Genomic DNA, 12105 nt, shown 5'->3' on the forward strand with positions numbered 1-12105 from the left:
GATGCAGCGGCAGATGAAGGATTGGATGCTGGCGCTGGGCGCCCTGCTGCCCCTGCTGCTGGCCGGATGCGCCGGGCCGGGAGCGGCACCGCCGACAGCCGGGACAAACGGCCCCGCCGCGTCCAGCGGCAGCGCCGGCGTGCCGGCCGGGACCGATGCGGGTGGCCGGCAATGCCGCGCCACCGCCTTGCCGCCGCTGGCCGGTGGCACCCAGGTCTGGGACATTGCCTGCGGAGAGGAGGGGGAGGCCGGGGGTCAGCTCTGGTCCCGCCCCGCCGCCGCCCCGCCGGTGGGGCGCGATGATCTGCGCCGCCTGTCCGACCGCAGTGACTGGGCCAGCCAGTTGGCGCTGAAGGCCAGTTGCCAGGAACCGCAATGGCTGCCCACGCCGTTGGGCGAGGCGATGGTGCAGAATTGCCAGCTCCGTGAAGGGGGCTGGCCGCATCTGTCGCTGGTGCTGGCGCTGGAGGGACGGCTTTATCAGGCCGATGGCATCCCGGCCATGGCCGATCCTTTCCTGGCGGCCATCGCCATGGCCGCCGGCAAGCCCGCCCCCGCCCCGGTGCTGACGACGGCCTTGGGGCTGGGTGAGCGGTCCTTTGGCAAGGGAGAGGTCACCCGTTTCGATGGCGACCGCCGCCAGGGCCGGCTGGCCAACAGCCTGGAGAATTTCGCGGCGGCTGAGGCGTCATATCGCCGGGCGCTGGCCATGCAGACCCGCATCCTGGGCCCCGACGCGCCGGGCCTGGGTGACACGCTGATGGCCCTGGCGCTGGAGGTGAGCAACCAGGGTCGCTATGAAGAGGCGGATGGCCTGTTCGACCGGGCCGAAGCGCTGATCCAGCGGTCGTTCGATCCGGCCTTGCGGGCGCGATTGTCTGCCTATCGCGGTTATCACGCGCTGGCAGCCGGGCGGCCGGAAACCGCCCTGGTCCTGGCCAAGGCCGCCAGTGCCGCCCGCCGCCAGCGTGTGGCGGAGCTGGAGGGCGACGACCCCACCGGCCTGAACCGCGCCGTGCTGGGCAATCTGACGGCGGCGCGCGCCGAACTGATCCATAGTCTGGTGCTGGAGGCCGCCATCGGTATCCGCCTGCGCCAGGCCCCGCTGGCGGAAGCGGCCAGTGCCGAGGCGCGGCGCATTTTCGACCGCACGCCGGGCCTGCCCTCCTGGTGGCAGCCGCGCCTGCTGGCCCAGCAGGGCATGGCCGATGCCATGGCCGGGCGCACGCGGGAAGGGCTGGAAAAGCTGGAGGCCGCGACGGCGGCCAGCCGCGCTTTGTTCGGCGAAGGCTGGCCCGTCGCCAGCCTGTTGCTGGAACGCGGCCGGGTGGCGGCAGAGGCCGGGCTGAACGAGCCGGCCCTGGTCAGTTTCGAGGCGGCCTTTACCATCATCCGCAGCGCCGACCAGCCGCCAGCCCAATTGCCGCTGGACCGCATCGCCCCTTATCTGCGCGCTGCCTTGGCGGTGACAAAGGCCAAACCGGCGGAGGCAGCGGCCCTGCACGCCGCCATGTTCCAGGCGGTGCAGCTGGTGCGCGAAGGGGCGGTGGGCCAGACCATCAGCCGTGCCGCCGCGCGCTTTGCCACCAGTGACCCGGCAGCGGCCGAGGCGGTGCGCAGCCAGCAGGAAGCCGCCCGCCAGCGCGACCGGCTGCGGCTGGATCTGGCGGCGGAAACCGCCAAGCCGGATGGCCAGCGCTCACCCGCGCGTGAACAGTCCCTGCGCACAGAGCTGGAGGCGGCCGGCCGCCGGGCCGATGCCGCCGATCAGGCGCTGGCCAGCCGCTTCCCCGATTATAACCGCCTGACCCGCTTCACCACCCCCACCGGGGCAGAGGTGGCCGCCGCCTTGCGGGAAGGGGAGGCGCTGTCGCTGTTCGCCTTTGCCGATCAGGGCGGCTTTGGCTTTCTGGTGCGGCGGGAGGGCGTGACGGCCTATGCGGTGGAATTATCGCGGGCGGAGCTGACCCGGCAGGTGCAGGGGCTGCGCCGGGCCTTTGTGCCGCGGGATGGTGGGCTGCTGCCGTTTGATCTGGCGGCGGCGCACGGGCTGTATCAGGCGCTTTATGGTCCGGTGGCGGCGGAAATGGCCGGTGTGCGACGGCTGGATCTGGTGCCGGGTGGCCCGCTGCTCAGCCTGCCGCCGGCCCTGCTGGTCACGGCACCGGCGGCGGCGGGGGATTATGCCGGGGCGGCGTGGCTGGCGCGGGGGCGAGCCATTGCGGTGGCACCGTCGGTTCCGGCCTTCCTGTCGCTGCGCCGGCTGGCCAGCCGCTCCACGGCGCAAAAGCCCTTCATCGGGTTCGCGGCCCCGCCCTTCCAGGGGGCGGCGGGCCGTGCCGATGGCATGGCGGCCCTGGCCAAGGAATGCCGCACCGGCGGGGCGGTCGATCCGGCCCTGCTGCGCAGTCTGGCCCCGCTGCCGGAAACGGCCGATGAAATCCGCCAGATCGGCCAGGGGCTGGGGGCCACGCCCGATGCGCTGCTGACCGGGGCGGCCGTTACCAAGGCGGCCCTGCGCCGGGCCAGCCTGTCCGATTACCGCGTGCTCTATTTCGCCACCCACGGGCTGTTGCCGGGGGAACTGCGCTGTCAGGCCGAGCCCGGATTGGCCCTGGCCCCGCCCACCAGCGCCACCCCCGATCCGGCGGATGACGGGTTGCTGACGGCATCGGACGTGGCGACCCTGCGGCTGAATGCCGAACTGGTGGTGCTGTCGGCCTGCAACACGGCGGGTGGGGGCCAGTTGGGTGGGGAATCCCTGTCCGGTCTGGCCGAGGCCTTCTTCTTCGCCGGGGCCCGCAACCTGCTGGTGACGCATTGGCAGGTGCCGTCAAAGCCCACCGTAACCCTGATGACCGACAGTTTCGCCGGGCTGCCGGTGGCGGGTGGCGATGCGGCGGCGGCATTGGCCACGGCGCAGATGCGGCTGGTCGCCAGTCCCGGCACCGGCCATCCCTTCTTCTGGGCCGCCTTCACCCTGATCGGGGATGGGCTGGTGCCGGTGCGGTGAGGGGGTGTTGGTCTGTACGCGTCACGGCTGGTTCGACCAGCCGTGACGGATGATTTCCTTCATCTCACCGAACAGGGCGATCAGGTCGGGCACCATGCGTTCCATGCATTCCATGGTGCCGTCATATTTTGGGTTAATAATGTCTTCCCAGGTGGGGGCATCGTCGCGTTGCAGTCTTTCTGCGGCATCTGTGGCGAGATTACGCCATGTACTACCTACAGACTCTGTCCCTGACTTATCGACGCCCGATAGCATTGGATCAACCCAGTCCCCTTTTTTGATGACAATTGAGGGTGTCCATACCCATTGGCCGATCTCCACCTCATCAAATTCGATCATTTTCCAGCGTTTGAATTTTTTGATTGAAACTCCATTATCGGTAAATATTTTTGCTGTTTTCTCGAAATTTATCCCTATTAATGTTGCTTCGTATTTTTTGTATTTTTGACCCAATTTTATGAAGCTATAAACAAAACCACCATCGCATAATATGTTTATGAGGTGATTGTGCATGTTTTCGTTAAATTTTGGCTCGGTCATATATTCTTCCTTCTCACGGCTGGTTGGACCAGCCGTGACGGATGATCTGCTTCATCTCTCCGAACAGGGCGATCAGGTCGGGCACCATGCGTTCCATACATTCCATGGTGCCGTCATATTTGAGCATCCGAATTTCTTCCCATGTAGGGGCATCGCTTTGGTTAAGCAGTTTGGCGGCATCTGTAGCCAGATTGCGCCATGTGTCCCCAACAGATTCAGTTCCAGACCTGTTTATACCTTTCAGCATTGGGTCTGGCCCATCGCCTCTTTTGATAACAAGAGAAGGTGTCCATACCCATTCACCGATCTCTACTTGATCAAATTCAATCATTTTCCAACGTTTCAATTTTTTAATTTTGATCCCGTTTTGGATAAAAATTTCAGCGGTACGATCAAAATCAATTCCTTTTAAGCTCGGTTCGTATTTGTTATATTTTTTACATAAATCCAAGTATTTATAAACATACCCTCCACCCCCCAGGATGCTTAGGAGCTTTTGGTGACGATATTCTTTAAAGGTTATTTCAGTCATATATTTTTCCCTTCGTGTCTCGCAGTCGCACGCCGACTTCACGGGCATCTTTGATGAATTGTTGTGGTAGCGGCTTATTCTGGGGAGGGAATTCCAGCCATAATTGGCCTTTCAAATGAGTGTCTACAAGTAAATCTGGTCGAGACGGTACGTCGGCGATCTGTGTGCCGGGGCCATATTTACGTTTTGCCTCCAGCAACATGGCGCGTGCGGATTTGGGGGTAATGTCCGCAATCTGGGTAAATTTCAAGGAGACCGGCCCCGCTGGCACCGATGGATTGCGAGGCATGTAAGCATCCAGAACATAGCAGCAGCTTCCGTCGGGACGCTTTACATAGAGCTGAGTGAACCGATACCGATCCCACTGTGTTTTCTCCCATTCCTTCCCCGCCCTCACCTTGCGCAGGAACACCTCCTTCTGCGACAGCCCGGCGGCGGGGCTTACCTCCCTGGCTTCCACCAGTTCCACCACCTGGAACGTCCGGGGTCGGGCCAGCCCGGTGCCGCGTTCAAGCCGCATGACCATGGGGGAGAGCGTGTCGCGGGCAAACCGGGCGGTGCTGGCGAGGCGGGTGACGGCGGCTTCGGCGCGCGGCGACAGGCGCCCACCCCGCACACCGGTTTCCGCCGCCAGGAACTCCACCATACCCAGCATCTCGCGCTGTGAGCGCCCAAGGCTGGCCCGTTCGATCCAGCCCTGCCGGGCGGCCATCTCCGTCCCGCCGATGATGCTGGCCTGGATGCCATAGGCGGCCAGATCGAACAGATAGGCCGCCGCATTGATCGGCGCCGTGGCCACCCGGTTGACCGTGCCCAACAGGTCGGGCCGGTCCAGCCCGAAGGTGCGCCTTGTCTCGTCCCCGAAACCGGAAACGCTGGAAAGCGGCCCGATTTCCTGGGCAATCACCTCGGCGATGGAGCGCAGCCGTTCCGCTGGCGGCTGATAGGCGGGATCGGCGTAAAGGCTGGTCTCCAGCCCGTCCGGTGCTGTCACATGCAGCGGCACGGTGCCGTTGGGCACCAGCCCATAGCCGTCCGGCACCCACCAGTCATCGGGCAGTTCCAGCAGGAACAGGCCGACGAAACTGCCGCTATCCACTGTTGCTGTCTGGCCATCCATGGGGAAAACCTGTCCGCCACTACGCGGTCAAAGTGTCCCCCAGCCGCGCATCGGCGGTAAAGCAACCTTGCGGCTTACCCTTGCTGTCAACAGGGGTACCGCTTACCCCAGCACCCGCTCACTGCGATAGCGGCGATCCTGTTCGCTGGCATAGGGGGCCAGCCGCTCGGCCATCAGGCGCATCATGCCGTCATTGCCATTGAAGGTTTCAAACCGGGCCGGGTGGTCCGGGCCATAATGCCGGGCCTGAAGTGCTGTCGCTTCATAGAGGCCGCGGATCATCCAGCCGCAGCGGCGCAAGGGGCCGATGGTGAAGCCGGATGTGTAATGGATGCAGTCCCACTGCCGGTTCCGTTCCCCGATGATCCAGCCCACCACCCGGCCATGGCGGCGCAACAGCAGGCTGACATGCGGGTCGGCGTGCGACAGCATCCAGTCCTGCAGGCTCAGCCGTTCTTCCACCTGCCCACCTTCATGCAAGGCGGCCAGTTCATCCCGGTCGGCCTGGCTGCGGTCGGCCCACAGGCTGTGGCTGTAGCCATCGCGGTCCTGCCGGTCGAACAGGTTTTGCCAGTGCGGGCGGACGGCGTCGGTGAAGCCGGCGGGGCCGGTGAGGCGGATTTCCGCCAGCACCGGGGCGGACCAGCCAGCCCGCTGCAACAGCCCCTCAAACGCCCGCACATCGCGCATCCGGTTATTGTGGAAACAACAGAGCCGGGTGAAGCCGGCATCCATCGCCATGCCCTCCACCGCCGCCAACAGGGCAAGCGCGATGCCCCGCCGGCGCAGGGAAGGGGCCACCATGATGGACAGCAGCCGTGCCTCGCCCTCCCACATGCCTTCCACCAGGGCCAGTCCGGCCGGCATGTCACCGGCATGGGCGGTGACGGCAAAGCAATTGCCGGCAATCGGCGTGCCTGCCGGCTGTGGCCCGATGGGGTTTTCCAGCAGCACGGGGCGATAACGCGGATAGGTCAGGGCGGCAAAATCGGCCAGGGCACCGGCCATATCCGGCGCCGGCCAGCGGGTGAACCGTACCCCGGAAAGCCCGGTCACTGTTTGCCCTGGCCGTACTGGCTGCCCCCAGCGGCGACCAGTTCCAGCTCGTGATCCGTCAGCTCATCATCATTGGCGATGGCGATGAAGGAGGTAAGGTCGCTCAACACCAGTTCCACATCGGCGGCCTGGATGGAAAGGCCGCTGGCTTCCGCCTCCCGCAGAACGGCGGCGATCAGGCTGGCATCATCCGGGCAGGCGAACAGGCGGCGCATCAGCGCATCATTTTCCCGGATCTGGCGATAAAAGGCGACCAGCACTTCCTCGGTCATTCACCCATCCCCTTGCCCCTGTTTCCCATCATGGGTTTAACCGACAGAGGGTACCCGCGTCTTTCCCACATTGCCGCTCACTGCGCTTGGGCCTTTGACGTTGCTGGTGGCACCGGCGGCGACCAGTTCCAACTCCGCATCGCTCAGCTCATCATTGGCGGCGGCGTCGATCAGGCTGTCCAGCCGGGCGCTGATTTCCGCCGCCGGCACGGTCAGGCCCAGGCGGGCGGACTGGGCCTGGATGGCGGCCAGCAAGGCGGCCTTGTCCGCAGCGCTGGCGCTCAATTGGGCGAACAGGCCGGCATCGGCGCGGATGGCGGCTTCCAGGCGGGCAAGGTCGGTCATGACATTGGTTCCGATTTGATGTTCTGCCGGGCAGGATGCCGCGCCAGCCATGAACCCGCCAACCGGGGGTGGGTTTGCCTGCCCGGCAAATCACTATGCGCGGGCGTAGCGCACCCGCCCGGCAGATCGACAAGCCGCCCGCATCCGCCTTATCACCATGGCAGACGGGCGATGGATAATGGCGGAGCATGGGGCGGGACTGGCGGCATTGGTTCAGGCGGGAACTGCGGGTGCCGCCCATCCGGCAGCGCCAGGACAGCGAATGCGCCGTGGCGGCCCTGGCCATGATCCTGGCCCATTATGGCCAGCCGGTGCCGATGGAACGGCTGCGCCGGGAAACCGGCGTGTCGCGCGATGGCTGCACGCTGGCCACCATCGCCGCCACCGCGCGGCGCCTGGGCTTTACGGTACAAAGCTATTCACGCGATGGCGACGGGCTGGCGGCGCTGGGCTTTCCGCTGCTGGTGCAGTTGGATTTCAACCATGCCGTGGTGGTGGAGGGGCTAGCAGGCGACCGGGTGCGGGTCTGCGATCCGGCGCTGGGGCCTCTATGCCTGGACCGGGCAGAGTTTGACGACCGCTTCACCGGCATCGTGCAGCGCATCCGCCCCGGCCCCGATCTGCCGCCACCCGCCCCGCCGCCGCCCGGCTGGGCGTGCGGATTATGGGGCTGGCTGGCGCCGGTGCGCGGCTGGCTGTTGCTGGCACTGCTGTTGACGCTGGCGGGCTGGGGGACGCTGGGCTGGGCGGTGGCGGATGCGGCGCCCGGCTGGCTGCTGCCCGGCCTGGGTCTGTTATGGCTGCGCCTGCGCGTGCTGCGCCATGCCGGGGCAAGGGCGGCGGCGGCGACGCGGGTGACGCTGATCCGACGACTGGCGGAACAGCCTGCCCGTTTCTTCACCTATCGCCTGTCATCGCTGTTGGCCCAGCAGATGGAAGCGCCCCACCGGCTGGCCCAGCGCTTGGCGGGGGTGGAAGGGGTGGCGCTGCTGGATGGGCTGGGGGCTGCGCTGCCGCTGGCCCTGCTCTGTCAGCAGGCCCCGGCTGCGGGGGCGCTGGCGGGGGTGGGGGTCCTGGCCACGCTGGGGCTGCTGGCCTGGGCGCAGCTCTCCCGTCTGGCGCCGGGGCGGGTACTGCGGCGGTTTGGCCAGGGCATGGTGATGCTGCCGGCGGAAAGCCTGATCCATATCACGCCCTTGAAACTGGCCGGGCGGCTGCGCCAGCGGCTGGCGGTGCTGGCGGCCGGCATGGCCCAGCGCATCAGCGCCCGCCAGCGCGTGGCCGGGCGCACCTTGCCGCCGCTGCTGGCCCCGCTGCTGATGCTGGGGGGTGTGCAACTGGCGGGTGGGCCGGGCGCCGTGGCGCTGGGCCTGCTGCCGGTACTGGCGCTGCTGTGGCTGGTGCAGGTGGCCGATGATCTGGGTGGCTGGGCCGATGAGCTGGCGGCCATTGCCGACTTCTCAGCCGCCCCGCTGGTGGAGGGGGCAACGGCCCCGCCGACCCTTCAACCCGGCCTGACGGTGACAGGTTTGGCGTTTGGCCACCGACCGGGGGCGGCCCCGCTGTTCAGTGGCGTTGATCTGGCGATCCCGCCGGGGGCGCAGGTTGGGCTGACCGGCGGGCCGGGGGCCGGGTGCAGCAGCCTGGGCCGGCTGCTGGCCGGTCAGATGCAGCCCTGGCAGGGGCAGATCGCCGGGCCGGAACGCCGGTTGATCATTGATGCGGCCAGCCCCTTCCTGGCCGGCAGCCTGCGGGACAATCTGACCCTGTGGAATGCCGACATTCCCGAGGTGGCGGTTGAAAACGCCCTGCGGCTGGCCGAGGCCTGGGCGCTGGTGCAGGCGCGTGGCGGGCTGGACCAGCCTGTTGAGCAGGGGGCACCCGGTTTCAGCGGCGGGGAGCGGCGGCGGCTGATCCTGGCCCGGGCGCTGCTGCATCGGCCGGGCCTGCTGGTGCTGGACGGGTTGTTCGACAGCCTGGATCTGGCGCTGGAGCGCCGCATCCGCGCCAATCTGGCCGGGGCAGGGCTCACCTTGCTGGTGATCAGCCACCGCGCCGCCACGCTGGCCGGCGGTGATGCTGCCTGGGAGCTGACAGCGCAGGGGCTGCAACCCTGGCAGCTGCCGACGGATGAAACGGGGCCGGCGGCCGCAAACCCGCCGGTTTCCGCCCTGCCACCCCTGCTGTCCGCCCCCGCTGAACCCGCCATGGCGGCGGCCCTGGCGCGGGTGGCCCGCCATGTGGGCCGCACCGCCCCGGCAGGGACGGGGGAACTGGACGATCTGGCCCGTGATGCCGGTCTGCTGCTGCGCCCGGTACGTTTGACCGGCCCTTGGCAGGGGCTGGATGGGCCGCCCTTGCTGATGGCCATGCCGAATGGCGGGGCGCTGGCGCTGGTGGCGCACAGGCTGGGGGGCTATCGGTTGCTGGGTGCGGATGGTCGGCGGCCAGCGCTGCCTGCCGAGCTGCCGGGGGAGGCGCTGGCCGTGCTGCCCCTGGTGGAGCTGCGCGGCGGGGCCGCTGCGCTCGCCTGGACCGGCCTGCGCCTGGGTGGCGGGGAGGGGCTGGCCGGCTTTGCCGCCATGCTGGGGGCGGGCGCATTGGCGCTGTTCGTTCCAGGGCTGCCGATGGGGCCGGGGCTCTGCCTGCTGGCGGCGGCGGTTTTGTTCTTCGCCTGGGGCTGGGGACTGCGGGACCGGGCGCTGGCGCGCGGGCTGGCCGGGGTGCATCTGCCCCTGTGGTACCGGCTGCTGCGTCTGCCCGCCGCCTTCCTGCACCGGCAACCGGCGGCGGGGCTGGAAGGGCGGCTGGACAGTCTGGATGATATTGTGACGCTGGGGCCGGCGGCCTTGTGGGCCGGCGGGCTGGGTCTGGTGCTGCTGGCGCTTGGCGGCCTCTCCACGGCCTGGATGCTGGCCCTGCTGCCCCCGGTGGCGGCGTTGGGCTGGCTGACGGCGCGGGGCTGGGCGGGGCTGCGCCAGCAGATGGCCGGCGATCAGCGTTTCCTGGCCGCCTGTCTGGCGGATTTCCCGGCCCTGCGCCAGATGGGGGCCGGGGCCGGCCTGCTGGCGCGCTGGGGCACGCGGACAGAGCAAGCACTTGCCCGGATGCTGGCCCTGGTCCAACGTCGCCCGCTGGTCTGGCTGGCGGGGCTGGGGCTGGCGGGACTGGCCCCGCCCGGCATGGCGGTGCCGCTGGCCGGCGCCCTGCTGGCGATGGAGGCGGCGTGGCGGCTGGCCCTGCTGGGGCCGGCGGTGCAGGCGGCGGCCCCGCTGCTGATCCCGGTGCCGGAGGCCGGTCTGGCCGATGATCGCAGCCTGCCCCCGCCGCAGCGGGTGGAACTGGCCGATCTGTATTTCCGCTATCCCGGTGCCGCCCGCCCGACGCTGGCCGGTGTCAGCCTGTCACTGGCGGGGGGCCAGGTGCTGGGGCTGACCGGCCCATCGGGCGGCGGCAAGACGACTCTGCTGCGCCTGCTGCTGGGGCTGGAACGGCCCGATCAGGGGGAATTGCGGGTGGATGGCGCCCCCTGCACCCCGCAAAGGCTGTTTGCGCTGCGCCGGCATATGGATGTGGTGGAACAGGATATGCGTCTGCCGCTGGCCACCGTGCGCCACCATCTGACCGGCGATAATCCCCGCCCGCTGGAAGAGTTGGAAACCGTCCTGCGGTTGGTGGGGCTGTGGGAGATGGTGGCGGCCCTGCCGATGGGGCTGCAATCCCTGTTGTCGGATGCGATGTTGGGGGCGGGGGAGGTGCAGCGCCTGCATATTGCCCGCTGCCTGTTGACCCGACCCCGTCTGTTGATCCTGGATGAGGCGACAACGGCACTGGATCGGGCGACGGAGGCCCGCGTGCTGGCAGCTTTAAGGGAAGCGGGCTGTGCCTGCCTGCTGGTCAGCCACCGGCCGGAAAGTCTGGCCCTGGCCGACCGGGTGTTGCGGCTGGAAGCTGGAAGGCTGGTGCCATGACCAATCCCCCCAAAAAGCGCCCCCTGTTCCGTGCCCAGGCGCTGGACCGGCTGACCACGCCGGACCGGATGGATCAGCCGCTGCTGCTGGCCCGCCCGCGCCATGGAATGCTGCTGGCGGCGTTGGTGCTGCTGGGAATGGGGTTGGTCTGGTTGGCGTAGCGCCCCCTATTCCTCCGCCCCGCCATTCTGGTGCCGGCGGGGCGGTTCACCGAAATGGTTGCGGTAGGCGGTGATGAAGTTGTTCACGTGGGTATAGCCCACCTGCCAGGCGATGGTCTTCAGCGGCAACTGGTCATCGAACAGCAATTGCCGCCCCTTCTCCAGCCGCGCATTGCGCAGGCATTCAAAGACCGTGGCGCCATAGAGCGCGCGGAACCCCTCGTTCAGCCGTTTCTCGTTCAGCCCGGCGGCACCGGCCAATTGGCGCAGGGAGGGGGGCTTGGCCAGATCGGCGAGCAACATGCCATGCGCCGCCATGATCTGCGCCTGTTCGCGGCGTGACAATCCATGATGGTCAATGGCCGGCTGCTGCAACTCCGCCATGGCCAGCGCCAGATATTCCAGCCCCTTGGCGTGCAGCATCACATCGCGCAGGGGGGGCGCTTCCGACGTGGTTTCCAGCATCCGGTCCACCACGCGCAGGCACTGGTTGCCGGCGGGGCGGCTGTCCAGACCCTGGGCAGCATCGGCCCCCAGGGTGCGCATCAGCGGCGCATCAATATGCAGCATGGCCCCGCGCACCGCCTCGCCCGCGCAAACGGACAGCAGCGGGCCGTCACCCTGATGGGGCAGGTGGTGCAGATGGCCGGCCGGCAGTGGCCCATTGCCCCCGCCTTGCGTCAACAGCACCTGGCCTTGCACCAGCGCCAGCAGATGACACGCCCCACCCGTATCGCCGGCGGGCGGGTTGGGGGCGATTTCGGCGGCCGTCGCCGCCGTGAAATCCAGCAGGGTGACGGAAAGGCCCGGACGCAGGCCAAGATTTTCCAGCCGCCCGTCCAGGCGGCCGGTTGCCAGCATCAACCCGCAAAGGGACGGTGCAACACCGTCACCGATCAACCAAGTCTGATCCACCCGGTCAGCCCCGTCCTTGTCCGATCTAAAAACCGATCTCCCGGGGCCATGGGCGGCAAATTGGTTAACGCCACCCCATCCCGTGCCGCCATTAACCGGCGGGCGACCCCTGGCAGCAAGCCGCTAACACACAAGTTCAACCACCATTGAGGAAGGGGGCTTGTTAACCTTTCTGGGGGG

10 protein-coding genes are annotated in these 12105 nt (G+C 67.7%); 3 read left to right on the top strand and 7 right to left on the bottom strand.

Going from position 1 to position 12105, the window contains the following annotated elements; genetic code table 11:
* The first annotated feature begins 1 nt into the window (after window position 1).
* Entirely contained in the window at window positions 2-3013 is a 3012-nt protein-coding gene (locus CHB97_RS02470) for a CHAT domain-containing tetratricopeptide repeat protein (protein ID WP_089286338.1), read from the top strand.
* A 21-nt stretch (window positions 3014-3034) separates the two neighbouring features.
* Here CHB97_RS02470 and CHB97_RS25760 read toward each other — a convergent pair whose 3' ends face one another.
* From CHB97_RS25760 to CHB97_RS02490, 6 genes are all read right to left on the bottom strand, one after another.
* Window positions 3035-3553 (bottom strand): hypothetical protein, encoded by a 519-nt coding sequence (locus tag CHB97_RS25760; RefSeq protein WP_143270673.1) that lies wholly within the window; start codon window positions 3551-3553, stop codon window positions 3035-3037.
* Between the two features lie 13 nt (window positions 3554-3566).
* Window positions 3567-4085 carry a hypothetical protein gene (locus CHB97_RS25765; RefSeq protein ID WP_143270674.1) on the bottom strand — a complete coding sequence of 173 codons (519 nt, stop codon included), beginning with the start codon at window positions 4083-4085 and terminating at the stop codon, window positions 3567-3569.
* Window positions 4078-5205 carry a hypothetical protein gene (locus CHB97_RS02475; protein WP_089286339.1) on the bottom strand — a complete coding sequence of 376 codons (1128 nt, stop codon included), beginning with the start codon at window positions 5203-5205 and terminating at the stop codon, window positions 4078-4080. The genes CHB97_RS25765 and CHB97_RS02475 overlap by 8 nt, the downstream gene beginning before the upstream one ends.
* 102 nt (window positions 5206-5307) lie before the next feature.
* Window positions 5308-6261 (bottom strand): GNAT family N-acetyltransferase, encoded by a 954-nt coding sequence (locus tag CHB97_RS02480; protein ID WP_089286340.1) that lies wholly within the window; start codon window positions 6259-6261, stop codon window positions 5308-5310.
* Entirely contained in the window at window positions 6258-6533 is a 276-nt protein-coding gene (locus CHB97_RS02485; protein WP_089286341.1) for a hypothetical protein, read from the bottom strand. Before CHB97_RS02485 ends, CHB97_RS02480 begins: the two co-directional genes overlap by 4 nt.
* 36 nt (window positions 6534-6569) lie before the next feature.
* A complete protein-coding gene (locus CHB97_RS02490; protein ID WP_143270675.1) occupies window positions 6570-6878 on the bottom strand; it encodes a hypothetical protein in 309 nt (102 codons plus the stop codon).
* A 188-nt stretch (window positions 6879-7066) separates the two neighbouring features.
* On the opposite strand from CHB97_RS02490, the gene CHB97_RS02495 reads away from it, so the two are divergent.
* Window positions 7067-10849, top strand: a complete 3783-nt coding sequence (locus CHB97_RS02495; protein ID WP_089286343.1) for an ATP-binding cassette domain-containing protein — start codon at window positions 7067-7069, stop codon at window positions 10847-10849.
* Entirely contained in the window at window positions 10846-11010 is a 165-nt protein-coding gene (locus CHB97_RS26290) for a hypothetical protein (protein ID WP_160105495.1), read from the top strand. The genes CHB97_RS02495 and CHB97_RS26290 overlap by 4 nt, the downstream gene beginning before the upstream one ends.
* Before the next feature lie 6 nt (window positions 11011-11016).
* Here CHB97_RS26290 and CHB97_RS02500 read toward each other — a convergent pair whose 3' ends face one another.
* Window positions 11017-11925: an AraC family transcriptional regulator gene (locus CHB97_RS02500; RefSeq protein WP_143270676.1), complete on the bottom strand. Its 909-nt coding sequence runs from the start codon at window positions 11923-11925 to the stop codon at window positions 11017-11019.
* Window positions 11926-12105: the final 180 nt, after the last annotated feature.

It is taken from the genome of Azospirillum sp. RU38E, assembly GCF_900188385.1.
Lineage (GTDB): Bacteria > Pseudomonadota > Alphaproteobacteria > Azospirillales > Azospirillaceae > Niveispirillum.

Coding starts and splice junctions, on each gene's coding strand:
- CHB97_RS02470 (WP_089286338.1), top strand. CDS start 2: ATGCAGCGGCAGATGAAGGATTGGATGCTGGCGCTGGGCGCCCTGCTG.
- CHB97_RS25760 (WP_143270673.1), bottom strand. CDS start 3,553: ATGACCGAGCCAAAATTTAACGAAAACATGCACAATCACCTCATAAAC.
- CHB97_RS25765 (WP_143270674.1), bottom strand. CDS start 4,085: ATGACTGAAATAACCTTTAAAGAATATCGTCACCAAAAGCTCCTAAGC.
- CHB97_RS02475 (WP_089286339.1), bottom strand. CDS start 5,205: ATGGATGGCCAGACAGCAACAGTGGATAGCGGCAGTTTCGTCGGCCTG.
- CHB97_RS02485 (WP_089286341.1), bottom strand. CDS start 6,533: ATGACCGAGGAAGTGCTGGTCGCCTTTTATCGCCAGATCCGGGAAAAT.
- CHB97_RS02490 (WP_143270675.1), bottom strand. CDS start 6,878: ATGACCGACCTTGCCCGCCTGGAAGCCGCCATCCGCGCCGATGCCGGC.
- CHB97_RS02495 (WP_089286343.1), top strand. CDS start 7,067: ATGGGGCGGGACTGGCGGCATTGGTTCAGGCGGGAACTGCGGGTGCCG.
- CHB97_RS26290 (WP_160105495.1), top strand. CDS start 10,846: ATGACCAATCCCCCCAAAAAGCGCCCCCTGTTCCGTGCCCAGGCGCTG.